The organism is Halobacillus sp. B23F22_5, assembly GCF_043497085.1.
Lineage (GTDB): Bacteria > Bacillota > Bacilli > Bacillales > Halobacillaceae > Thalassobacillus.
In genome coordinates, this window is record NZ_JBIEKI010000023.1 from 20,585 (window position 1) to 44,929 (window position 24,345).

The following is a 24,345-nucleotide window of genomic DNA, read 5'->3' on the forward strand; positions in this document are numbered from 1 at the left end:
TATTTCATTTTATCAAAAAAAAACACCAGTTACCGGTTTGACTCCGGTAACTGGTGTTTCTATTGTTCTTGATTACCACCATGGCCGGCCGTAATACCCGCCGTATGGGTAATAACCGCCATAGGGGTAATAGCCGCCATAAGGATAACCATATCCTCCGTAGCCTCCATAACCGCCATACAATCCTGGAACCAGCAAGCCGCCGAGTAAACCACCCGCAAGTCCTGTCGCAAATGTCCCTATAAAAGGATAATTCCTTTCATCGCCATACGCACGCATATCATAATCCATTTCCATCGGTGGGTATGAAGCCATGTGTTCTGGCATCGGATACGGATAAAATTCGTGTTCCATACTGTCAATTCGCCTCCTTGTATTATAAAAGCAAGTCGAATGCCTACGCTACAGACTATGACAGATACCTAAATGGGGGTGGGCGGTTGCGGAAGTTTTACATTTAAGCTTTCGTATAGGACAAACCATTTTCTTCATATATTTATCGGGAGAGGATGGATGTGTATGGAATTGTTAACTGTGGCTGGTTTCACTCTGATTACTGGGGCAGTTTCCTATATGGCCTATCGAAAATATCAGGCACTAACAAATAAAAGCACGGATTATATTTTTTCCAAAAGCACTCGATCGCCGAAAGAAGAATTGCTTCGAATCATTGATGATACAAATCATACGCTTGATGTTGCTGTGTTCATTTTGACAGAGGAAGACTTTGTTACGCATATTTGTAAAGCATCTAAACGAGGGGTACATGTTCGGGTGCTGACGGATGACAACCAGGTGAAGACCCTTAGCAAGCAGACTGACAATGTCCATAGGCTTTTACACTGCGGCGTTCCAATTAAAGTCAATAACCATGCAGGCATTATGCACCTGAAAATGATGATCGCCGATCAACAGATCATTACGACCGGTTCCTATAACTTCACCTATTCTGCTGAGCACAGGAACGATGAAGTAATCGTCATTATACGTGACAGGAAAATGGCACAGGAATGGACAAAAGTGTTTAATTCTAAATGGAAGGACAGCCGCAATTATAAAAGCTATCATTCATTATCTGGTAAAAAGTACGCTTGACTGATTGCTGGCAAACGGTATTTCCTGCCTTTCTTTTTTGATTTTATTGGCCAACCCTCAGATAGTCTCTCCTCCTTCATTCATGAAATCCCCCCTTCTCGAATATTTTCATAGTACAAGCTGAAAAGAGGTGAATCTATGGCAAAACATACCGACATCATAATCGCTGGCGGTGGCGTGATGGGATCAAGCATCGCCTGCCACTTGTTACAGGATGGCTTTACTGGTGAAGTGACTGTTTTTGAGAAAGATAGACTATATGAATTTTCCTCAACGCCCCGCAGTGCGGGTGGCATCCGGCAGTTGTTCACAACCGACATCAATATACAGATCAGCCGCTATAGTTTGAAAAAATATTTGAGCTTCCCCGAGGATATGGCGATTGATGGCGAACATGCTGAAATCGACTTCAAACAAAGAGGCTACCTTTTTCTGGGGTATCAGGAAACGCACAAACAATTGGAGCATCAGATGAAAAAGCAGCAGCAATACGGCGTTCCCTCCCAGCTTCTCTCTCCGGAAGAACTGAAGGATATCATTCCGGAACTTACAACAGATGATCTCGCAGGCGGGTTATATTGTGCGGAAGATGGCTACCTCGATCCCTATTCAGTCATGCAAGGCTACATCAAAAAAGCGAAGCAGCTGGGCGCCAGCTATGTTTATGAAGGAATTGACCAGATACTAACAGACCGGAACGGTGTCACCGGTGTGCAGTTGGAAAATGGAGAAATTTATTATGCACCTCGTGTTATCAATTGCGCTGGTCCGTGGGCGCCTGTGCTCAGCGAAAAATTGAATTTGCCGCTCCCGATTGTTCCTTTGAAACGACAGGTTATCCAATTTGATATTGCAAACCCTCTCACAAAAGATCTCCCGTTAACGATCGACCCGACTGGGGTCTATTTCCGGCATGAAGGTAAAGAAATCATCTCCGGTTTTTCTGAAAAGGTGAAGCCTGGTTATGATTTCCGCTGGACACGTGCGTTTTTTGAGGAACAATTGTGGCCTGTTCTGGCCCAGCGTATCAAAAACTTCGAACGGGCAAAAATCACAGGCGGATGGGCTGGCTTATATAGTCATAACACCAGCGACCAGAACGCCATCATCGGCCGACACCCTGGACTTGCCGGTTATTATCTGGCTTGCGGATTCAGTGGCCATGGCATGCAGCAGGCGCCCGCAGTCGGAAAATGCCTGGCCGAGCTGTTGATGACCGGCAGCTATCAGACGCTCGACCTGAGGCCGCTCCGATTCGAACGGTTCGAGGAAAAGGACCTCGTCGTGGAAGGAGCCATCGTTTAATGAAAACAGGAGGTTTTTCTTCGTGCTGTATCTGAATGAACAAACGATCAAACAAGCAATTACTATGAGCCAGGTCATCGACAGTATCGACCTTGCTTATCAAACTTATGAAGCGAAACAATACCAGATGCCGTCCAGGATGAGAGTTTCCCACGGTGTCAACGATTATTTGCTTATGCCCTGTTTGACCAAAGATGTGATCGGCACCAAATTAGTTGCGGTACATCCCGAAAATCTGAACGAGCCGGTTATTCAGGGACTGGTCACTGTTAATGATGCGAAAACCGGTACCCCCATTGCGATTTTGAATGGGGCAATTTTGACCGGGCTTCGAACCGGAGCGATCGGTGGATCAGCTGTCAGGCATTTGAGCAGTCCTGACGCAGACAGCCTGGCGCTCATAGGAACAGGGGCACAAGGATTCTATCAGGTAGTTGCGGCTTGTGCGGAGCGGAACATCACTCATATCCATCTATTCAACCGATCCAAAGCACGCATGATCGATTTCGTGGAAAAGCTCCAGGCGGAATTAGGTGAGCACATCAAAATAAGCATCCATCATTCTGCTGCTGACGCGGCTGCGAAAAGCGACATCATCATCACTGCCACTAACTCGTCTCATCCTGTACTGCCAGATGATGAAGCCCTGTTAAAAGGAAAGTTGATTATCGGCATTGGATCTTATCGCCAGGACATGCGCGAATTCCCCCATTCCGTTTACCGGCTGATTGACAATATCTATGTCGACAGCACCGATGCGATCCAGGAGTCAGGAGATCTTGCACAACCATTGGAGCAAAAATGGCTCCACCCTTCTCAAATAATCTCTTTTTCCAAAGTCGTCACCGGCGTCCACCACGTTTCCAGGGAAAAAACAGTAGTGTTTAAATCTACGGGAATGGCCTTATTCGATGCGGTGGCAGCACATCAGATCTATCAAAAAGCAAAACAACAAAACCTCGGTACCTCACTGACTTTATAAGTGATGAAAACTTACAAAGGGGAGATTAGATGAATAATATCATTATTGTTGAATTCATCCTGTATTGTCTTATCATCCTTGGAATCGGCTATTATTTCAGCCGCACAAAGCTTGATCACTCCGCTTTTCTGCTAGGTGGGAAAAAACTGCCTGGATGGGCGCTGGCATTTTCCGAACGAGCAACTGGCGAGTCGGCCTGGCTGCTGCTCGGTTATACCGGTTTCGTTTTCGCCACCGGCCTGTCCGGCATCTGGGTAGCTGCCGGTATAGCGCTTGGTATCATTTTCTCATGGTTGTTCCTTGCAAAAAAATTCATGGAAGAACGTGATAAATACAATGTATTGACACTCCCTGATTATTTGGCAGCACGGTTCGGCGCCCAGGCGAATTTGATTCGCTGGTTCGCAACAATTTTGATCAGCAGCTTCCTTATGTTTTATTTAAGTGCTCAAGTTGCAGGTGCTGGGAAAATGCTGTTCACTACTTTCGGATTGAATGAAACGACAGGGGTGGTGCTGGCTACAATCGTGGTCATTGGTTTGGCTTTTACCGGAGGCTTTATTTCAGTCGTATGGACAGATATGATCCAGAGCGTCATGATGCTGATCACACTTGTCGCCTTGCCAATTGTCGCACTCGTTTATATCAACACGAATGATTTATCGATTTCATCGGCATTAGCAGAAGCCGGTTCCACTCACGATGCCTGGTTTGGTGGGGCAGCCGGTTTTGCCATCGGTCTGTTATTCTTCAATAACTTTTCCTGGTTCTTCGGATTCCTTGGAGGCCAGCCACAGTTAAGTGCCAGGTTCATGGCTTTAAGAGGGGAAAAAGACGTCAAGACCGGACGTAATGTTGCCATCCTTTGGACTTTCCTTGCTTACGGCGGGGCATTCATGATCGGTGTCACAGCCATTACCATCTATAGTCAGACAACTTTTGCCGACACAGAAACCGTCCTCCCTCATATGGTCATGGATTTGATGCCTGCCTGGATTGCCGGCATTCTATTATCCGGAATCCTGGCGGCAATCATCACGACTGCGGATTCCCAGTTGATGGTTGTCACCAGTTCGGTCAGTGAAGACATCCTCCACAAAGCCTTGAAACTGGATCTATCTGAAAAACAACTACTCACTGCTTCACGGATCATCATCATCGTCTGCGGTCTGATTGGTATGGTAATCGCTCTTGTTTCCGATACCCTCCTGTACTTAATTGTCGGCTGGGCATGGGCAGGAGTCGGCGGCACACTCTCTCCTGCCATTATTCTGACATTTTTCTGGAAACGTTATTCCGGAGTCGGTGTCATTGCTACCATCGTTTCCGGTTTCGTTTTTACGGTACTTTGGATCAGCACACCACTGGACTCCATCATTACGTCACGCTTCACTACCTTCTTTATCGCAGCATTTTTCGGTATCGTATTCAGTTTGCTATTCCCGAACAAAAAATCAAAGCAAGCCTAAAGAAACGAAAGAAAGAACGCGGATCAAAAAGCCGCGTTCTCTTTTTATACTTTAGGAAAGTTTAACTTTGTTAAAGGGTTAAAGTATAAGAAAATACTAAGGCTTTCGCCATAAGGACTTGGCGATAAGCCAAGTTTTTCTAATCATCCCGTCTTCCATTGTTTCGTCACAGGAACCGTTTCTTTTTTCTCTTTAATAAAATTCATACAGGTAATGAACAACCCTGATATGATCAGCAAACCGACCATACCGGCCAATCCTTTTGCAAGTAAAAAGTCAAACGAGCTGAAGAAAACGATGGCCAGTCCGACAGCAGTGAGCAGGGAATAAAACCCTACGCTGTTAAACGATGCTTTCCATACCCAGTTGCCAGAGTTGTCGATCAGGCTGACTAACACAATGGTGATGATGTTGATACCCATCCCGATCCATACTGGATGCGTATTCATGAAAAAGTCGTTGATTGCCCAGCCGCTGAGATGATACCAAAGCAGGCCTGATGCCGAGCCGGTGAACAACGAGACCAAGGCAGCCCGCTTCGTAACAACCGGCCAGAATATTGCCGCAACAACCGGGGCAAATGTCGCCGAATTCCGCGTTACCCAAGCAAAAACATTCCACCACGCTGATTGTTCGGAACGCAGCAGGGCGAATACGATCATTAACCCAGTCAACAACAACAAGGACCATTTGGTATACTTGATCAGCTGCAGTTCATTTGCTTTAGGATTCAAAGCTTTTCCGACATCACGGCCGAGGCTGGTGGCTCCGGAGAATTGGCAAGGCGCTCCCCAACTGAGTGCTGCTGCCCAAAATCCGAGGAAAAACAGACCGACTAACGGTGCCGGTAGTGTTTCCATCAAGTAAAGCGGAACTGCCACCAGTCCGCGTGTTTCCCCAGGCACTACCTGAGCGGCCGCCAGTCCGAATAAAACAGCACCAATTATCAACGGAATGCCGAGCAGCGAAGCGTAAATTAAACCTCGGCGCCCCTGTTCCGGGGTTTTACAGGACAATGCCATCTGGAATGCTGCCTGGGCAAGAATGACATTGAAAAGGAATGTCCCGAACCAGGCCAGGATCGTCTGCAGGCCGGCTGCACTCCATGACGCGTACTCGGGTCTTTCCTGAAACAATGTCTGAATGCCATCGATCCCTGGATTGATAAAAAATGCGTAAGTCCCGATCGCAAGCATCATGAAAAACACCACGACGTTGCTCAATTGTGTAAAACCGACAGACCACATGCCGCCGAATTGCAGATAAACAAATAGTAATAAAGCAGTTAAAGCTACGGATAATACCAGCGATATACCTGTAAAAACAGACAACGCGGATGCAAACGCCAGCGCAGTAGCCACTGACCACATCGGGAATGTGAAAGCTGTAATCGCTCCGGCAAGTCCTCGGACTTTTTCACCGTAACGGTCCCCAAGCAGACCAGAGATTGTCACCAGTGCCCGTTTTCGGAATGGTGCAATCAAAACAAGGGCGATAATCAAGACATGCACTGTTTCCGCCACGCCATACCAGATGGCCGACACCCCTGTCAGATAGCTGAGCTCCAGAACCGCTATGTACGACGAACCGGAGAACAATCCCGTGATGCATACCGTAACGAACAGGGTATTGAACCCGCGCCCTCCTACGAAAAATCCATTGCCATCTTTCGCCCGCCTCATTCCAAGCTGGCTCATAAAAATTAAAAAGAACGTATAGGCCAAAGCAAAACCGATAAACCAATATCCTACTGTTGTCATTCTTTTGCCTCCTTAAAAATATGTTACCTTCGTGCCTGTTGCAAAGTTGATTATATTTATCAGTTTAGTAAGTTTAAAACCAATAAATATCCCCTTGATACTAAGAAAACCTCCGTTTTAATATAGAAAAAACCTCTCCCGGAGGAAGAGGTTTTTTCTCTTCCTCATCTTTCAGACAACAGCGTCTGTTGGACGTAGCACCTTATTATTTCCCCAAAGAAAATAACAGGTTGCTGCAGGTTCACGGGACCAATTTCCTCCCCTGCTCGCGATAAGGATGTTTTCCGTAATTAAGTTAAATTCTACCCTACAAGATGCTCGGATGAATGTCAATATATTTTCTGACTTTTTTCTCTATTCTTACAATGAAAACACTTACATTATCAAAAATAATGCTAATCTCCTAATCGTGCCACTCACTTCCTGTTATACTTTAACTATCTACATGAAAGTGAGGTTCAATCATGCAAAAAATCTGGCATACATACAAACATTCTTCATTCATTCTAAAAATGACAATTGGTTTTCTGCTTGGTATTGCTGTTGGTATCATCTTCGGACAGCAGGCGGAAGTACTGAAACCGCTCGGTACGATACTTATCAACCTATTAAGCTTGATTGCAATTCCAGTCATTTTCCTGACCGTCGTCCTGGCCATCAATCAGATGAAGCCAAAACATTTAGGTCGCCTGGGCGGGAAACTGCTTATCTACTACGGGCTGACGACAGGCGCAGCAGTAGTCATCGGTGTAGCTCTTGCGCTATGGATCAATCCAGGTTCCCAGCTTTCATTACCTGATGCCCAGGTAGAAAAGCCGGAAACCCCAGGTTTTTCGGACGTATTATTGAATATTGTACCGGACAATATCTTCCAGGTTTTCGCATCCGGGGAGCTGATGGGCATTCTTTTCTTAGCCGTCATCATCGGATTGGGGATGGCCAGGATGCGCTACGCCGATAAAGTCGACTTGCGTGATTCGGGAGAGACACTGCACCGATTCTTTTCTGCTGCCAATGAGTTATTCTTTTTACTATTAAAAGGAATTCTTCTATATGCTCCTATTGGAATATTCGCCATTAGTGCTTCTTCCTTCGGGAGCCAGGGTTGGCAGACTTTCCAATCGCTACTGGCGTTTACCGGGGTATTTTATCTCGGGGTGGTTCTACTGTGGCTTTTCATCTACACTGCTTTTCTCAAGTATGCAAAAATCAGTATCAAGGACTTTTTTAAACAGACGAAAGAAGCGTATTTTACCGCTTTCTTTACATCCAGCAGCATAGCTTCCCTGCCTGTTGCGATCGAATCGGCAAAAAAAGCCGGTATTTCCGAGCGGACAGCTAATTTTTCCTTGCCGATCGGAGCCGTATTCAACTCAGACGGCGGGGCACTGCGGATGGGAGTCTCAATTGTATTTGCCGCCAATATCACTGGCCTGGATTTATCAGTCATGGACTTTCTCACCATTGTAGTAGTAGGGACGCTGCTATCGATCGGGACAGCTGGAATTCCAGCCGCCGGACTGGTGACATTGGCAGCCGTGCTCACTCTATTCAACTTGCCGCTGGAAATTGTAGCCCTGATTGCAGGCGTGGATGTCCTGATCGGCATGGCCGGTACGGCATCGAATGTTTTAGGGGATATCGTCGGCTCTGCCGTCATTGACCGCAATGAGGAAGCAGATTCCGATCCAGCTGCGTAATCCTATTTCATGATGCTCATTTATGCTTTTTCTGTTCTTTACTAGACAGCATGGCCAAGTACTAGACAAGGCAGGTCGGTTCCTATACTTTTTCTAAAGTTTACTAGACATAGTGAGGAAAACACTAGACATTTTCAATTTTTTACTAGAAACTTCTAACGAATACTAGGCAAAAAGCGTCGATACTGGACACCACATTCCAGCATCGACTTTTTTATTTTAGATATGGATTAAAAAGTATCCTGTTTGTCAGGAGTATCCCCCGAAAAAAAACATAACAAACGGACTCCGTAAAGACAGGAGTCCGTTTGTTCATTTATTCTTCTGTGCTGAATTTATGTTCAGCCAATGTAATAGCAATTTCATCTTCAATATCCTGAACCGATCCCAGGTAATTATTTAATACGACAGCGAAAATCAACTCTTCTCCGTCTTTGCTGGTTACATAACCGGACAGTGAAGTGACACCGGTCAAAGAGCCGGTCTTAGCCTTGACGTTGTCTTCTGCTGGTGTATCATTCATCCGGTAGCGGAGTGTTCCACCGACAAACCGTTCACTGTTCCCGGCTACAGGCAGTGAAGCTAAGTAAGCAGGGAACCATTCTTTCCCTCTTACTTGATACAGTAGTTCTGAAATTTCATGAGCGGGTACCATGTTGACGTGGGACATGCCGGAACCATCTCGCAAACGCATCGTATCAGCATCAACGCCGGTCTCCTCCAGAAATTCTTCCACTACTTCCAGCCCTTTTTCCCAGCTTCCTTCATCATGAACGACTTTCCCCATCTCTTTAATCAAAACTTCCGCATGTCCATTGTTGCTTAGTTTCATGAAGGGGATCAACAGCTCTTCCAATGGCATTGACTGTTTGGAAGTAAGCAGTTCGGCAGTTTCCGGTGCTTCACTGTCTTCCGATAACTCACCTTTCACTTTTATGCCTTCCTTATCTAATGCTTTGCCGAACAAGTTTAAAGCCAATCCTGCCGGTTCATCGACGGCAACCCAGGAGCGGGAGCGATATCCTTCTACAGGGATCTCCCCTTCAACAATAATTTGATTGGTGCCATGCTTGCGTTCAATAGAAATATCTTTCTCCTGATCCATTGGCACTGTTTTTGCGTTGTTAATTACTTCTACATAATCGTTTTCCGGTACAACTTTTACATCTGCAGGTTCTCCAGCAGTCTCTGCTGGATGAGCTTCAACGATGACGGTGCCTGCATCGTAGTCTTCATTAGGAGCCGCAGTCAAGGCAGAAACCTGAGCAGCATAATAGTTCGTTTCATCGTTCCAGGAAATATCTTCGGACAACCGGACATCATCGTACCAGCTGTCATCTGCTATCACATTCCCTTTCACTTCCTTAATCCCTGCTTCTTTTAACGCATTGGCTAAAGTGTCAAAGTCTTCTTCCAGCAATGTAGGGTCGCCTTTTCCTTTTAAATATAGATCGCCATGCAGTTTATTCCCTTTTATTTCTCCATCGGCAAGAACTTCAGTCGGGAAAGTGTAGTCAGGACCAAGAATCTCTAATGCGGCAGCCGCTGTCAACAGCTTCATATTAGAAGCCGGCTTCAGCCGCTTACCAGCGTCATGCTCGTAAATTACTTCCCCGGTTTCGGCAGAGCGGATACTAACGCCTGCCAGTGCCCCTTCTAATTTTTCATCTGTCATAATCATATTCAGCTGATCGGTCAACGCCTCATTTTCAGAAGAGGCGGTCACTTGCGGGTTATCATAGGCTTGATAAGGGGCAAACAACATTAAAGAACATAGAAACATAACAACCATTTGTTTCGCTTTTGCAGGCAGCATCTTATGTATCTTCCTCCTTGAATAATTAATACTTCAACCGTAGCAAAAAATACTGAAAATTTTAACAATTATTCAAAAAACAGCTAATTGGTCTAGTGTATTTATGACTTTTGACTGATTAGATTTTTTCCCCATTGAAATGACTGTCAGAAAGAAGGATTTTTTGTTTGAAAAGTGAATGTAGTAAAGAAGTGACAGAAATTCTTTATGAGGTGAGCCAAATGAAAACAAAAGCTCCAATCGAATTAGGAAACCGCATCCAGTTAATTGATGGTTTTGATTTGGGGATGCCCGGCAGAACGGGCACCTATGTGCTTAATGAAGAGCACTTGACCCTTGTTGAAACTGGTCCCAGTCCCTCTATTCCTTATGTACTTGAGGGTTTGAAAGAATTGGATATCAATCCTGAAGCTATCCGCTATATCATTGTGACCCATATCCACCTGGACCATGCAGGCGGAGCAGGACTTTTATTGAAAGAGTGTCCCAATGCAGAAGTAGTCGTCCATCCGCGCGGTAAACGGCACCTCGCTGATCCATCCCGATTGATTGCCGGTGCCCGTGCCGTCTATGTAGACAAGTTCGATGAACTGTTCGATCCGATCGTTCCGATTCCAGAAGATCGCCTGCTTGTGAAAGAAGATGGAGAAACCTTGGATATCGGTCCGGACTGCACCCTTACTTTTTATGATTCACCCGGACATGCCAAACACCATTTCAGTATCCACGACTCCAAAAGCAACGGCATTTTCACTGGAGACACGGTTGGTGTAAGATATCATCAAACCCAGGATAAAGGATTGACCTTCTATTTGCCTTCTACGTCACCAAACCAGTTCGACCCCGATGCTATGCGCGCTTCCATCAACAGGTTCCGTCAGCTGGGTGTCGACCGGATTTACTTCGGCCACTTCGGTGAATCTGCCGAACCGGAAGAAGTGTTCCAGCAGACAGAATCATGGCTGCCAAAGTTTGTAGCAGCCGGCGAAGAAGCATTGGCTAATGATGAAGGACAAGCCGGTGTCAAAAAACGCCTATACGAGCTGGTTTCAGATTATTTACAAACCCAGAACATCCCTGACGATCATCCTGTCTATCAGGTGCTGGAAGTTGATTTCGAAGTATGTGCCATGGGAATCGTTGATTACCTGAATAAACATTAGAAACACTTGGCATATACCTTAACTCTTTAAGGAAAACAAATAACAAGGTGTTACACCAAAACATTGAAACGGCCGGATATAATCTGGTCGTTTTTCTTATGGAAAGTCTCTCTGTTAAACATGGTTGTTGATTTACCATAAAAGCATATTCAACATAGATACGAAAAGTCGAAGACTTGATTTCGAGATACTTCGGGTCCGTTGCCGAGTCAGGAGTAAGGGCGTCTGGAAAGCGAGTGATATCCCGGACCTCCAAACGCTCCCAACCGTAACGGAAACAGTTTCTCTCGAAACTGAGTCTTCAAGTAAAGGGAGAACTGTAAAAATCAACACAAAACACTCTCATTCCTATCATCCTAAAGTCACAGAGTTTAGAACTTCTATAAAATGGTTATAGCCCATTAAAACACGGAAAGGATGTGAAGGAATGAAAGCAGTAACGTTTCAAGGAAAAGAAAACATGAAAGTGAAAGACGTTGAAGCTCCATCCATCCAACAGCCGGATGATATGATCGTAAAAATTACAGCAAGTGGCATATGCGGTTCTGACCTCCATTTATACAAAGGCGGAATCGAGCCGGAACAGGATTACATCGTTGGCCATGAACCGATGGGGATTGTCGAAGAGGTTGGACCTGAAGTAAAGAACTTGAAAAAAGGTGACCGCGTCGTCATCCCATTCAACATTGGGTGTGGCGAATGCTTTTTCTGTAAAAACCAGATGGAAAGCCAGTGTGATAACTCCAATCCACACGGTGAAATAGGCGGCTTATTCGGTTTTACAGAAATGTTCGGTAACTTCCCAGGAGGCCAGGCAGAGTACTTAAGGGTACCTTATGCAGATTTCACTTCGTTCAAGGTTCCCGAAAACAGTAATCTTGATGATGAAAGTGTCCTATTCTTATCTGACGTCATCCCAACTGCTTACTGGAGTGTCGAGCACAGTGGTGTGAAAGAGGGTGACACTGTCATTGTATTAGGAAGCGGGCCAATCGGATTGATGGCTCAGAAGTTTGCTCGCTTGAAGGGCGCTGAGCGAGTCATAGCTGTCGATCAGGTAGATCACCGTCTTGCACATGCTAAAAAGACTAACCAGGTAGAGACATTCGATTTCAAAGAAAATCCAGACATCGGTTCTATATTGCATGAAGAAACTAAAGGCGGTGCCGATGTTGTCATCGATTGCGTCGGAATGGATGGCACCGTGCCTCCGAATGAAGAGTTCGGTTCCGAACACGATAACCAATTCGGGACAATCAGCCCGATCGTGACAGCTTCTCAGGCAGTCCGTAAATTCGGTACTGTCCAATTGACTGGTGTGTATGGAACTGAAGCGAATGGCTTCCCAATCGGTGACTTGTTCAGCCGAAATGTTTCCTTGAAAATGGGACAGGCACCGGTTATCCACTTGATGCCAAAGCTATATGATATGGTAGAAAACAATGAATTCGATCCGACTGATATTATCACCCACCGAATGTCGATTGATGATGCAGCAAAAGCTTATGATATTTTCGATAAAAAAGAAGACGGAAATATCAAGGTAGTCTTAAAACCGTAAATTTTTTCTTCACAGACAGTAGCCCTAACCAAAGGGCTGCTGTTTTTTTCTATTCTTTCCACTTATACGCATGTAACAGCCAGGACTAACAAAATCTAAGGAGAAGAATGGATAAAAGGAGATAGAGCGATGCTTGATTCTACCCTGTTTTTATTTATGATGATCGGTTTGCTTGGTATCGGGTCACAGTGGGTGGCCTGGCGTTTTCAATGGCCTTCGATCGTCGTCATGTCAGTAGTCGGCTTGTTAGCGGGTCCCATTTTTGGTTTCATGAACCCGGAAGAAAATTTTGCCGGACTTTATGAACCGATTATTTCTGTTGCTGTGGCCATCATTTTATTTGAAGGAAGCCTTAAGCTTTCGTTCCGGGAAATAAAAGGGATGGAACGCTCTGTGTTAAGAATTGTTACTCTTGGTGCCTTGTTAGGATGGATACTCGGTTCCTTCGCTGCACATTATGTAGCAGGACTGTCCTGGGCTGTATCGTTTGTCATTGGTGGTCTGTTGATCGTCACCGGTCCTACTGTCGTCTTGCCGATGCTGAGACAGGCTAAATTAAAGCCGCGTCCTGCCTCCATTTTAAAATGGGAAGGTATTATTGTAGACCCGCTGGGTGCCTTGCTTGCCGTATTTTCATATGAAATCATTCGTTTTCTTGTACTGGAAGAAGTGGGCATGTCTGAACTCTTACTATTTATCTTAGTATCCGGATTTGCCATTCTGCTTGGCTGGCTGTTAGGGTGGTGCATCGCCTGGATGTTCAAACATGGGCATATTCCCGAATTTCTTAAGTCACCGATTGTATTCGTCGTGGTCATCTTTTGTTTTACCATCCCGAATGAAATCATGCATGAAACCGGCCTTCTTTCTGTGACTGCCATGGGGATTACGATGGCAAACTTGCAAATTTCTTCCATTAACGACATGCGTCATTTCAAAGAAAACATATCTGTATTGCTGATTTCAACGATTTTCATCATGCTGACAGCTTCTTTATCACTGGATACTTTAATTTCAATGCTGGAAATAAATATTCTTTTCTATGTATTGTTGATGCTATTTATTGTTCGCCCCCTTTCCATCTGGATATCTACCATCCAAACGGAGCTGTCCATACGCGAAAGGATCCTAGTAGGCTGGATAGCACCACGTGGAATTGTAGCACTTACGGTGTCTGGTTATTTTGCCAGTGTGCTTGTTGATGAAGGTTTTACGGATGCCTCCATTTTAGTGCCATTAACCTTTGGTCTGGTTTTTGCCACTGTTGTTGTCCATGGTTTTTCTATCACATGGCTGGCTCAAAAGTTAGGAATGGCTGCGAAAGAGAAACCAGGTATTCTAATCGTCGGCAGCAACCATTTCACTGTCAAGCTCGCTTCTACACTCCGTGATCTTGACATTCCAGTCCTGATTACCGAATCCTCCTGGAACCGTGTTCAGCTTGCGAAACAAAATGATTTCAAAAAAGTATATTATGGAGAAATATTAGCGGAGAAAACGGAGTATCGGTTAGATATGACTCCTTATGACAAGTTACTGGCCGGGACAGAATTGGATTCTTATAACGCTCTGGTCTGCACGAACTTTATGGCAGAGTTCGGACGAAGCAATGTTTACCAATTGAGCCTGAAATCAAATGAAGAGGGCCACCTAAATGACATTGCACATACTAACCATGGCACCATCTTATTTGAAGAAGGTATGAGCTGGGATGCTTTAATCAAACGGATGGAGGATGGATTCTTTTTCAAAACAGAGGAATTATCGGAGTCTTATTCCCTCGAAGATTACAAAGCAAAGCTCCCGGAAGAAGCTGTGATGATATTGATACAGAAAAAAGAAGGAGAAGTACAATTTTTCACAATCGAAAACAGTTTGGAAGGCCATCCTGGAGACAGGGTGCTGAGTCTGGTTCCACGTACTTGATCTCCTTTCCTTCCATATTATTTACAGGCAATATTTGGTTTGGTAGCCTTATGGTAGGAACAAGGGGGAAGGATGACTATGAAAAGGATACTTAATTATCTGGCCGCTGCTGTTACTGTCCTATTGGTTGTCATTGGATTGATATTAACCTATCTGATCATCGCAGACCTTCAATATAATGAAAAAGACGATGACTTCAATGAAAACGGCCATGAAACGAGTCAACTCTTTATAAAGGTAAATGATTAAAAAAAGCTTGTAGAAAGCCAAATGGCTTAGCTACAAGCTTTTTATTGTTATTTTGCTGAGCTCAAGTGCTTTTGATTTTCAAGTGACATAGCTGCCAGTCTGTTCCGGTTAGTAGCCAGGATATAAACAGCAATTGTGCTGATAACAGCGACAATGATCGTACCAATATTGAAGATACCCTTTTCAGCCGTCCAGACAATCGTGTACCCTAAACCGCCGGCAAAAGTAGCATAATAAATGAATGGGATAATGGTTTTTCGAATGACATCCCCTTCCTTTCCTACTAACCCTACAACAGCGCTTGCCGCGACAACATTGTGAACACAAATCATATTCCCTGCTGCCCCTCCAACCGCCTGAAGTGCTACGATCCAAGGAGCATCGACTCCAATTTGCGAGCCGACATTGAATTGGAACAAAGAAAACATCATGTTGCTGACTGTGTTGCTTCCCGCAATAAAGGCGCCTAGTCCCCCTACGAATGTAGAAAACAGCGGCCAAAAGTCACCAGTCAATGCAGCAACACCAGTGGCTAATTCCATCGGCATACTTTCAAAGCCGGAAGCGCCGCCACCAGAGTTCAAAAACACCTGTACCATCGGAACGGTGAAAACCAGTGCTGCTGATGCTGGTATCATTGTTTTACCTGAATGAGCCCACGCCTTTTTATAAGAGCTACCACTCATTTGATGGATAAAGAACGTGATCAGAGATACCAATACAAAAATGGTACCAGGTAGATATAGCGGCTGGAAGCTGGAAGTAATTTCGGTACCGAATATATTTGGAATTTCAACATTCCAGGCTTTGATCCATTCCAAAAATGGTAACGCTTTCAATCTTGTCAAAACAAGAAACAGTCCTATCAACAGATATGGCGTCCAAGCGCGCATCATGCTCATACTGCCGCTTTTATGAGCAACGTCTTTTATCTCGATTCTGCCAGTCCAGGATGGATCCCAATTGGCTTTATCTTCAAAATCCCAATACTCTTCTTTCGGAGGCATCAAGAAACCCTTTTTAGCAGCCGGGACTACAATGGCAAGACCCACCAGCCCGCCTACCATGGAAGGAAACTCCGGTCCAAGCAGATTGGCGACAATCACATATGGAATCGTCATTGCAAAGGCTGCAAACAGAGCGAACTTCCATACTTGAAGCCCTTCACTGAATGACTTGTTCTTCCCAAAAAACCTTGTCATCAGAGCTACTACAAAAAGTGGAATCAGCGTACCTACAATTGCATGGATGAGGGCCACTCTACCACCAACCATAGTCACGAGGGATAGGAAGTTATCGGTAATTGTGGCATCAGCAGCCAACCCTGTCTGAACACCGACAAGAATCGGTGTTCCGACTGCGCCGAACGAAACTGGTGTACTTTGGATCACCATCCCAGCCACAACTGCTGCCATGGCAGGAAAGCCTAAACCAACCAGCAACGGAACAGCTACCGCTGCAGGCGTTCCGAATCCTGCTGAACCTTCGATGAATGAACCAAACAGCCACGCGATGATAATGACCTGGATCCGTCTATCCGGTGATATATCGACAAACCCCTGGCGAATTGTTTTGATTCCGCCGCTCTCTTGTAAAGTATTTAATAAAAGTATTGCGCCAAATATGATATAGAGCAGCGTACCTGCGACAACCAATCCATTGACAGAAGCGGCAGCAACAATTGCACCAGGAACTTTCCAGACAAATAGGGCTAACAGGACCGCGACTATGTAGGAAATAGGCATGGCTTTGCTTGCCGGCCACCTGAGTCCTACAAGAAATACTCCGACCGCAACAATCGGTAACAGCGACAAAATTGCTAAGGTTCCAGTATTCATGAATCACCCTCCATTTTTAATTAACTGCTTCGCTAAGAAACGCCATACTCCTCCCATTGTTCTTTCCTTAATATTAAAAAGCCAGGACTTTCGTTGATTTAATGCTGTTGAGTATGACAACTGTTAACAATTCAACCTAGTCCTGGCATAACGTAAACTATTTCCTTAAGTACTGACGGAAACCGAGGTTTTCACTGTTTTATTTTTCAATGTTCCGATTTCGTCTATCTTGCATTCGACTACATCATCCGCTTTGATCATATAGGCTCCCAACGGGCTGCCTGTCAAAATGCAGTCTCCAGGTTTTAGTGTCATCACCTTTGATAGATAGGAAACCATCTCTACTAACGGTACAATCATAAGATTTGTTGGACTGTTTTGTTTTTCCACACCATTGATGTCCGCCTTTACATGGATCTGATAGGGGTCCAATTCTGTTTCGATATATGGTCCGAGTGGGGTGAAGGTATCGAATGACTTCCCAACCGTCCAATGTCCGTCATCATGGAAAAATTGCGGTGCGGTGACATCGTTCCCAACCGTATAGCCAAACACATAATCCAGAACCTTTTCCTTCGGTACATCTTTCATGTCTTTTCCGATGATTACAGCGAGTTCTGATTCGAACTTCACTTCTTCGATCAAGTCTGGTATTTGAATGTCCGCTTCAGGACCGATGACCGATGAAGATGGTTTGAAAAAGAACACTGGCAGATCCGGAATCTGCTCAGGCACTTCCTCTTTGCTCTTGACATAGTTGGCGCCGATACCGATTACTTTTCCCGGTGTCACAGGGGCCAGCAATTCGACTTCCTCCTCCTGCACTATTTCATCTGTATACTCCCAATCGGAAAGCATATCCCCTGTGATTATATGGATTCCATTATCGGTTACTACTCCAGCTCGTTTGTTTCCATTATGAGTGAATCGTGCAAATTTCATATGACTTCCTCCATTCCAAAACGATTATTTTGCTGCTACTGTGTCTTTGACTACTTTTTTCACGTCCATACAACGACTCGGTGTCGGGAACAGCTTCCCTTTATTAAGCAGGTCATCCGGATTGAAAACTTCCCTGATAAGGGTTTGCGCTTCCAGTTCTTCGTCGGTGAAAATGAAACGCATTTCTTCTTTCTTTTCAATACCGACCCCATGTTCTCCTGTTATCGATCCGCCAACATCTGCGCAGGCCTTTAAACTAGCGGTCCCTGCTTCGAGGGCTTTTTCCGTTTCACCAGGAACTCGGGAATCAAATAGAATCAGCGGGTGGAGATTCCCATCACCGGCATGAAAGATATTGGCAATTCTTAATCCGGATTCTTCACTGATTTCATTGATTCGCTGGAGAACCTCGGGAAGCTTACTCCTCGGGATGACGCCATCCTGTACTAAATAGTCCGGAGATATCGCTCCCATGGCTCCGAATCCGGTCTTTCTGTTCGCCCACCATTTCCCTCTTTCCTCTTCGCTCTCGGCTACTTTTACTTCTCTAACATTTCTTGATTTACAAACGGCAAGGATCTCGTCAATCTGTTCATCAATTCCTGCCTTGATTCCATCCACTTCAATCAAGAGCAGTGCTTCGATATCTTTGGGATGTCCGACTGGATAAGCGCCCGCTTCCACGCCTTCAATCGCTGTTTTGTCCATCATCTCGAGCGCGGCAGGGACAATACCAGCCGAGATAATCCCAGAAACGGCACGGCTCCCATCCTCGACATGATCAAAGTAGGCAAGCACAGTTTGCTTTCCTTGTGGATTTTTCAAAATACGCACAGTGATCTTTGTGACAATACCAAGTGTCCCTTCCGATCCTGTCAATAGACCCATCAGGTCATATCCAGGACTGTCCGGAATTCCCCCATCACTGATTTCGATCACTTCCCCATTTGGCAACACAACCTCCAAACCAAGAATATGATTGGTGGTCACCCCGTACTTCAAGCAATGTGCGCCGCCGGCATTTTCTGCTACATTCCCTCCGATGGTACACACATATTGACTGGATGGGTCGGGAGCGTAATAATACCCCTTACTTGAAATGGAGTTCGTCAATTTCAGATTAACGAATCCAGGCTGGACGACCGCCTGCCGGTTTTCATAGTCGACACTGAGCAGGTTCCTCATTTTGCCTAAGCTGATGATTACTTCTCCATTCAACGGAATTGCACCGCCACTTAACCCCGTCCCAGCTCCACGTGCCAGAAACGGGAGGTTATGCACGGAACAATATCGGACAATCGCTGCTACCTCTTCCGTGTTCTTAGGGAAAACCACTGCCTTTGGCATCGCCTTATGGACGGTGAATCCATCACAGTCATAAGAAAGCAGGTCTTCTTTTTCATAAAGAATTTCAGTCGGGCCAACGATGGCTTCCAGTTGTGCTACATGTATGTCTTTCCGCGTCTGTTTCTTTCTTCTGGATCTGAACAATCGAACTCACCCCTTCCTTGAAGTTGCTTCCTGATTTGCCCCTAGGTTTTCCTGATCTTTTTGGTAAGCCCAATCAAGAAGCTGGACAGTGTGGACGATTTCACTTCTCCGGCCATACTTTTGTACACCCATCGCCATTTGCAGCATGCAGCCTGGGTTGCCCATAGAAATCATTTCTACTTCATCCGGAACATTCTCCATTTTTCTTTCTAACACAGCCCCCGCCATTTCGGGATTCGTAATATTGTAGATCCCAGCGCTCCCGCAGCATGTATCGGCGTTGGCCATTTCCGTATATTCCACTCCCGGAATATCCTTGAGAAGCTGGCGTGGTTCATGACGGACGCCCTGCCCATGAGCTAAATGACAGGCATCGTGATACGTAATCTTCTTATTCACCGTACTTTTCGGTTTTTCATAGCCAGTGTCATAAAGGTACTTGGAAATGTCCTCTACTTTTTCAGAAAATAACTCCGCTTTTGCTTTCCATTCAGGGTCGTCCTTGAATAATTCAGGATATTCCTTCAAAGCACATCCGCAGCCTGCCGCATTTACGACCACTTTTTCTTCTCCCTGAAAGGCTTCAATATTTTGTTTGGCAAGCTTCCTGCCCATATCCCGGTCCCCCGCATGGACATGAAGCGCTCCGCAGCAGGTCTGGTTCTTAGGAATTACCACATCATTATCGTTATGAGTTAATACATTAATCGTAGATTCATTGATATCACTGAACATGACATCCATAATACATCCGGTGAGCATCGCAACTCGTGCTTTAGGATTGCCTTTGGCTGGAATGAATTTATAATCTTTATATTTCTTTTGGACAGGCTGCTTCAACTCAGGCATGATTGCTTCCATATCAGCCAAATGTGCGGGCATGATTTTGAGAGCTCCTGTCTTTCGAACAGCGGATTGGATACCGCTTTTTTGATAGAATTTCAACAGGCCGCTGACCGTCCGCATCCGCTCTGGATGAGGGAAAAGCCCCTTCAGGAAAAAGCTGCTGACTGCTCCTTTCCATCCTTTGAGTGGCATCGCCTTCCTTACCTGCCCCCGTGCTTCTTCTATCAAGCCGCCTACATCGACATCGGCCGGGCAGGCTGTAGTGCAGGCGCGGCAGTCGAGACATTGGAATACCGGGTCGGCAAACTGCGCATTTACGTTGAGCTTCCCTTCGGCTACCGATTTGATCAAATGGACACGTCCTCGGGGAGAATGCTGCTCCTTCCCTGTCTCCAAATATGTAGGACAAGATTCTAAACACATTCCGCAATGGACACAGTCGGCCCATTTATTTTCGTCAGGATGATCCATCAATAGATAATTGCTGGGACTGTTGTCAGCACATGGCGGGGCTGATTCTTCCAGTTGAGCTGCTAAGCTTTTAGCCATTTATATCCCTCCTACAAAACGCTGATGGTTCAACGTGTTGTTTGGGTCATTTTTCTTCTTTATGCCTTCGAACAAGAAAAAGTAAGCAGGCTTGTGTCCCCACACATCAATTTCATGCCGTAGTGAGTATGGCAAATGTTTCACTATCGCATAGCCCTTCCTTTCTTCCGTTCGACTACGGATCCGTTCAATAGCCTGCTTGACTTCATTTTCATCACCCGTGCATATAGCGTTGGTGATCCCATGGCCTAATCCACCATGCATTTCGATCGTCAGATTCTGTGTCTGTAACGTTTCAGCTTCTGTCAGCCATTCGAACACATCCATATTTTTGCTGCCTATTTTAACGACAGCCCTGACAACATTTGATTCGTAATCTGTAAGGCTGTTCGGTGCAATTGTGGAGAACGCATTCCAAAAAGCTGTTGCTTCGGTTTGACTTGAAACATCCATGTCCATTCCTTCCGGCTTGTTTTCTTCTATCCACTGTTCCTGATAGCGGACTGAGTTTTCCACATCTTCAAACGCAGCAAGTAGCGTATAGGCATCACGTTTAAACAGTTTCTTAGAAAGGGCAGGATTCACCAGTTCCAGAGAAGCGGGCTCTATCATGGAATCTTGTATTTGTACTACAAATGCCTTCAAATCTTGCAGCTGTTCCTTTGATACAAAAAGTTTTACTAGACTTTCACATTTTGAAACAGGTCGAAGTTTCATTGTTATTTCCGTAATGACTCCTAACGTGCCCATCGATCCGATAAATAGCTTATTCATGTCATAGCCCGCGACATTTTTAACTACTTTACCACCGGTACGGATGACCGTCCCATCAGGATAGGCCACTCTCAATCCGATAACGAGATCCCTTGCCGAGCCATACTTCATCCTTTTGGGACCGCTTTCATTTGCGGCGATGACACCGCCAATGGTCGCCTGTTCGGGCCAGGCTGGGTCAATGGAAGCCATTTGATCAAACTCACGAAGAAAATCCTGCAGTTCCTTGATGGTAGTCCCCGGACGAACGGTAACGGTCATGTCACCGGCAGTATGCTCAACGACTCCTTTATACTGAGATAACGAAAGGAGGATATCATAGTCATTTTTCAAACCGCCATATCCCCGCTTTGTACCTCCGGAAATAATAGCTACCTTTTTGTCGTCCTCATTTGCTTTGCGAAGAACATCCGCGGTTTCTTCCTCACTTACCGGCGCTGCCATTTCAGCACCGTTGTTTCCGAATTTGTCATCCTTTAACGTGGATGAAGCTGTTATTGATGTTTGAGGCATATCCTGAATTTCCATTTCATTCACCTCTTATGTTTAGGATCGATAAACTTACCAAAGTACATATTCTATAAAAGGAGCCATTAACTTATCGTTAATGGCTCTTGTTCAGTTCCTTTACCTTTTCGCCAATTCTTTGGACTTCGCTTCGATGCGGCGGCGATGCAGGATTGGCTCGGTATATCCGCTAGGCTGTTCGCATCCTTTAAAGACCAGATCACAAGCCGCCTGGAACGCTACAGAATTATCAAAATCAGAAGCCATCGGACGGTAATTTGCATCTCCGGCATTCTGCTGGTCTACGACTTTCGCCATCCGCTCCAATGTCTCCATCACTTGCTCTTCGGTGCAGATGCCATGATGGAGCCAGTTCGCGATGTGCTGGCTGGAAATACGAAGGGTCGCGCGGTCTTCCATCAAATCGATATTATTGATATCCGGAACCTTAGAGCAGCCTACCCCATGTTCGACCCAGCGGACGACATAGCCAAGGATGCCTTGTGCGTTATTATCCAATTCCTCCTGGATTTCCTCCTGGCTCCAATTCGGATTTTCGGCAAACGGAATCTGCAAAATTTCATCCTCATAACTTCCAGTTGATGAAGCAAGCTCGTTTTGTACATCTGCAACATCAATCTGATGATAATGGAGGGCATGCAGTGTTGCGGCAGTAGGAGAAGGCACCCAGGCCGTGTTGGCACCTGCTTTCAGCTGGCCGCCTTTTTGTTCCAGCATGGCAGCCATCAAATCAGGCATCGCCCACATCCCTTTGCCAATTTGTGCCTTACCGCGGAAACCGCTGTAAAGACCGACACTGACATTCGACTTCTCGTAGGCGTTTAGCCATGTAGAACCTTTCATATCACCTTTTCTGATCATCGGTCCTGCTTCCATGGAGGTATGGATTTCATCTCCGGTACGATCTAAGAAGCCTGTATTGATGAATGCGATACGATCTTTTACTTTACTGATACAGTTTTTCAAATTAAGCGTTGTGCGTCGTTCTTCATCCATGACGCCTATTTTCAACGTATTCCTTTCATATCCAAGCAAGACTTCTGTACGTCTGAATAGTTCCTCAGCAAAAGCAACTTCTTCAGAACCATGCATTTTCGGCTTGACGATGTAAACGGAGCCTTTGCGAGAGTTTTGATATTGTCCATTCCCTAGCACGTCATGCTTAGCAAGCAGACCGGTGATTACCGTATCAAGAATCCCTTCTGGAACCTCTTCCCCGTTTTCATCCAGCACAGCGTTATTGGTCATCAAGTGACCGACATTCCGCGCAAACATTAAGGAACGTCCGGAAAGCGTCAATTCATCGCCATCAGGAGTAGTATAAGAACGGTCCGGATTCAGCTTACGTGTCATTTCTTTTTTACCTTTTTGGAACTTAACGCTCAGATCCCCTTTCAAGAGACCAAGGTAATTTCGGTAGACAAGCACTTTATCTTCGGCATCTACAGCTGTGACAGAATCTTCAAAGTCCATGATTGTAGTCAAAGCGGATTCTACCAGGACATCTTTCACCCCAGCCTGATCTGTTCTTCCGATTGGATGGCTATGGTCAATCTGGATCTCAAGATGGATGCCGTTGTTTTTCAGCAATATTGCCTCCGGCTCCTCCTGCTCACCAATATAACCGGCGAATTGAGAGGAGTCTTCAAGACCTACACTTCTTCCATCCGTCAACTCGGCAGATAGCTTGCCACCGCTGACTTTGTAGGCGGTTACATTTTTATGGGACCCTTCTTTTAAAGCAGCCGTTTCATCAAGGAATCCTTTGGAATAGGCAATGACTTTATCTCCTCGGACCGGATTGTAATCCCCTTTGATTTCCGCGCCATCTTCTTCACTGATGGCATCTGTGCCATACAAGGCATCATACAGGCTGCCCCAGCGCGCATTAGCGGCATTGATAGCATAGCGGGCATTATTGACCGGCACAACCAGCTGTGGGCCGGCTTGTACCGTGATTTCATCATCGACATTTTGTGTAGTCACTTCAAAATTGTCGACCTCCGGCTCTAAATAATTCATATCGTTTAAAAAAGATTTATATTTTTCATAGTTGAAGCTCTGGTTTTCTTTATGCCAGGCATCGATTTTCTTTTGAATATCTTCACGTTTTTTTAATAACGCCCTATTATCAGGGGCAAGATTTTGGATGATCGCATCCAATCCAGCCCAGAAGTCTTCGCTTGTAACCCCGCTTTCCGGGATAGCTTCGTCATTAATGAATGAATAAAGTTCAGGAGCTACTTGAAGATTACCGATTTGTACGTAGTCTTTCACTGTAAATTCCTCCTTAAGATCAATGGTTAGAATAGATAGCAGGGTAAATTGACACATCAATAGGAGTAACGATT

The 24,345-nt window shown here is 45.3% G+C and carries 18 protein-coding genes and 1 riboswitch; of the genes, 9 read left to right on the forward strand and 9 right to left on the reverse strand.

Annotation, left to right across the window (positions count from 1 at the left end; translation table 11 throughout):
- Nucleotides 1-72: 72 nt before the first annotated feature.
- Nucleotides 73-354 (reverse strand): hypothetical protein, encoded by a 282-nt coding sequence (locus ACGTN9_RS19515; protein WP_499596054.1) that lies wholly within the window; start codon nt 352-354, stop codon nt 73-75.
- Between the two features lie 165 nt (nt 355-519).
- On the opposite strand from ACGTN9_RS19515, the gene ACGTN9_RS19520 reads away from it, so the two are divergent.
- The 4 genes from ACGTN9_RS19520 to ACGTN9_RS19535 all read left to right on the forward strand — a co-directional run bounded on the left by ACGTN9_RS19520 (nt 520) and on the right by ACGTN9_RS19535 (nt 4,851).
- On the forward strand, nt 520-1,095 hold the full coding sequence (locus ACGTN9_RS19520; RefSeq protein ID WP_499596056.1) for a phospholipase D-like domain-containing protein: 576 nt from the start codon (nt 520-522) through the stop codon (nt 1,093-1,095).
- 138 nt (nt 1,096-1,233) lie between these two features.
- Nucleotides 1,234-2,400, forward strand: a complete 1,167-nt coding sequence (locus ACGTN9_RS19525; RefSeq protein ID WP_499596058.1) for an NAD(P)/FAD-dependent oxidoreductase — start codon at nt 1,234-1,236, stop codon at nt 2,398-2,400.
- Nucleotides 2,401-2,422: 22 nt separating this feature from the next.
- On the forward strand, nt 2,423-3,382 hold the full coding sequence (locus ACGTN9_RS19530) for an ornithine cyclodeaminase family protein (protein ID WP_499596060.1): 960 nt from the start codon (nt 2,423-2,425) through the stop codon (nt 3,380-3,382).
- A gap of 29 nt (nt 3,383-3,411) precedes the next feature.
- The gene (locus ACGTN9_RS19535) at nt 3,412-4,851 is read left to right on the forward strand and encodes a sodium/proline symporter (protein ID WP_499596062.1); all 1,440 of its coding nucleotides are present in this window, start codon (nt 3,412-3,414) and stop codon (nt 4,849-4,851) included.
- A gap of 143 nt (nt 4,852-4,994) precedes the next feature.
- Here ACGTN9_RS19535 and ACGTN9_RS19540 read toward each other — a convergent pair whose 3' ends face one another.
- Entirely contained in the window at nt 4,995-6,611 is a 1,617-nt protein-coding gene (locus ACGTN9_RS19540; protein ID WP_499596063.1) for a sodium:solute symporter family protein, read from the reverse strand.
- Nucleotides 6,612-6,772: 161 nt separating this feature from the next.
- A riboswitch (SAM riboswitch) is annotated at nt 6,773-6,889 on the reverse strand.
- Nucleotides 6,890-7,075: 186 nt separating this feature from the next.
- Between ACGTN9_RS19540 and ACGTN9_RS19545 the strand changes: the two genes are divergently transcribed.
- On the forward strand, nt 7,076-8,311 hold the full coding sequence (locus ACGTN9_RS19545) for a dicarboxylate/amino acid:cation symporter (RefSeq protein ID WP_499596064.1): 1,236 nt from the start codon (nt 7,076-7,078) through the stop codon (nt 8,309-8,311).
- A 316-nt stretch (nt 8,312-8,627) separates the two neighbouring features.
- On the opposite strand, the gene dacB is transcribed toward ACGTN9_RS19545, so the two are convergent.
- Nucleotides 8,628-10,127 (reverse strand): D-alanyl-D-alanine carboxypeptidase/D-alanyl-D-alanine endopeptidase, encoded by a 1,500-nt coding sequence (dacB, locus tag ACGTN9_RS19550; protein WP_499596065.1) that lies wholly within the window; start codon nt 10,125-10,127, stop codon nt 8,628-8,630.
- A 221-nt stretch (nt 10,128-10,348) separates the two neighbouring features.
- Here dacB and ACGTN9_RS19555 point away from each other — a divergent pair, with 221 nt between their 5' ends.
- The 4 genes from ACGTN9_RS19555 (at nt 10,349) to ACGTN9_RS19570 (ending at nt 15,026) form a co-directional block, all read left to right on the forward strand.
- A complete protein-coding gene (locus ACGTN9_RS19555; RefSeq protein WP_499596067.1) occupies nt 10,349-11,290 on the forward strand; it encodes an MBL fold metallo-hydrolase in 942 nt (313 codons plus the stop codon).
- 427 nt (nt 11,291-11,717) lie between these two features.
- On the forward strand, nt 11,718-12,851 hold the full coding sequence (locus tag ACGTN9_RS19560) for a zinc-dependent alcohol dehydrogenase (protein WP_499596069.1): 1,134 nt from the start codon (nt 11,718-11,720) through the stop codon (nt 12,849-12,851).
- A 129-nt stretch (nt 12,852-12,980) separates the two neighbouring features.
- Nucleotides 12,981-14,777, forward strand: coding sequence for a cation:proton antiporter (locus tag ACGTN9_RS19565; protein WP_499596071.1), 1,797 nt, complete (start codon nt 12,981-12,983; stop codon nt 14,775-14,777).
- 78 nt (nt 14,778-14,855) lie between these two features.
- Entirely contained in the window at nt 14,856-15,026 is a 171-nt protein-coding gene (locus ACGTN9_RS19570; protein WP_499596073.1) for a hypothetical protein, read from the forward strand.
- 47 nt (nt 15,027-15,073) lie between these two features.
- Here ACGTN9_RS19570 and ACGTN9_RS19575 read toward each other — a convergent pair whose 3' ends face one another.
- From ACGTN9_RS19575 to ACGTN9_RS19600, 6 genes are all read right to left on the reverse strand, one after another.
- The gene (locus ACGTN9_RS19575; RefSeq protein WP_499596075.1) at nt 15,074-16,864 is read right to left on the reverse strand and encodes an L-lactate permease; all 1,791 of its coding nucleotides are present in this window, start codon (nt 16,862-16,864) and stop codon (nt 15,074-15,076) included.
- Between the two features lie 165 nt (nt 16,865-17,029).
- Nucleotides 17,030-17,806 carry a fumarylacetoacetate hydrolase family protein gene (locus ACGTN9_RS19580; protein ID WP_499596076.1) on the reverse strand — a complete coding sequence of 259 codons (777 nt, stop codon included), beginning with the start codon at nt 17,804-17,806 and terminating at the stop codon, nt 17,030-17,032.
- Between the two features lie 24 nt (nt 17,807-17,830).
- On the reverse strand, nt 17,831-19,297 hold the full coding sequence (locus tag ACGTN9_RS19585; RefSeq protein ID WP_499596078.1) for an FAD-linked oxidase C-terminal domain-containing protein: 1,467 nt from the start codon (nt 19,295-19,297) through the stop codon (nt 17,831-17,833).
- 6 nt (nt 19,298-19,303) lie between these two features.
- Complete coding sequence (locus ACGTN9_RS19590) at nt 19,304-20,692, reverse strand: (Fe-S)-binding protein (protein WP_499596080.1); 1,389 nt, start codon at nt 20,690-20,692, stop codon at nt 19,304-19,306.
- Nucleotides 20,693-21,994: an FAD-binding oxidoreductase gene (locus ACGTN9_RS19595; RefSeq protein ID WP_499596082.1), complete on the reverse strand. Its 1,302-nt coding sequence runs from the start codon at nt 21,992-21,994 to the stop codon at nt 20,693-20,695.
- Between the two features lie 99 nt (nt 21,995-22,093).
- Nucleotides 22,094-24,271: a malate synthase G gene (locus ACGTN9_RS19600; RefSeq protein WP_499596084.1), complete on the reverse strand. Its 2,178-nt coding sequence runs from the start codon at nt 24,269-24,271 to the stop codon at nt 22,094-22,096.
- Between the last annotated feature and the right edge of the window lie 74 nt (nt 24,272-24,345).

Bases quoted from the DNA above. Each gene is read 5' to 3' on its own strand.
- ACGTN9_RS19565 (WP_499596071.1), top strand. From the start codon at position 12,981: ATGCTTGATTCTACCCTGTTTTTATTTATGATGATCGGTTTGCTTGGT.
- ACGTN9_RS19545 (WP_499596064.1), top strand. From the start codon at position 7,076: ATGCAAAAAATCTGGCATACATACAAACATTCTTCATTCATTCTAAAA.
- ACGTN9_RS19535 (WP_499596062.1), top strand. From the start codon at position 3,412: ATGAATAATATCATTATTGTTGAATTCATCCTGTATTGTCTTATCATC.
- ACGTN9_RS19570 (WP_499596073.1), top strand. From the start codon at position 14,856: ATGAAAAGGATACTTAATTATCTGGCCGCTGCTGTTACTGTCCTATTG.
- dacB (WP_499596065.1), bottom strand. From the start codon at position 10,127: ATGCTGCCTGCAAAAGCGAAACAAATGGTTGTTATGTTTCTATGTTCT.
- ACGTN9_RS19520 (WP_499596056.1), top strand. From the start codon at position 520: ATGGAATTGTTAACTGTGGCTGGTTTCACTCTGATTACTGGGGCAGTT.
- ACGTN9_RS19560 (WP_499596069.1), top strand. From the start codon at position 11,718: ATGAAAGCAGTAACGTTTCAAGGAAAAGAAAACATGAAAGTGAAAGAC.
- ACGTN9_RS19575 (WP_499596075.1), bottom strand. From the start codon at position 16,864: ATGAATACTGGAACCTTAGCAATTTTGTCGCTGTTACCGATTGTTGCG.
- ACGTN9_RS19580 (WP_499596076.1), bottom strand. From the start codon at position 17,806: ATGAAATTTGCACGATTCACTCATAATGGAAACAAACGAGCTGGAGTA.
- ACGTN9_RS19525 (WP_499596058.1), top strand. From the start codon at position 1,234: ATGGCAAAACATACCGACATCATAATCGCTGGCGGTGGCGTGATGGGA.
- ACGTN9_RS19515 (WP_499596054.1), bottom strand. From the start codon at position 354: ATGGAACACGAATTTTATCCGTATCCGATGCCAGAACACATGGCTTCA.
- ACGTN9_RS19595 (WP_499596082.1), bottom strand. From the start codon at position 21,994: ATGGAAATTCAGGATATGCCTCAAACATCAATAACAGCTTCATCCACG.
- ACGTN9_RS19540 (WP_499596063.1), bottom strand. From the start codon at position 6,611: ATGACAACAGTAGGATATTGGTTTATCGGTTTTGCTTTGGCCTATACG.
- ACGTN9_RS19590 (WP_499596080.1), bottom strand. From the start codon at position 20,692: ATGGCTAAAAGCTTAGCAGCTCAACTGGAAGAATCAGCCCCGCCATGT.
- ACGTN9_RS19555 (WP_499596067.1), top strand. From the start codon at position 10,349: ATGAAAACAAAAGCTCCAATCGAATTAGGAAACCGCATCCAGTTAATT.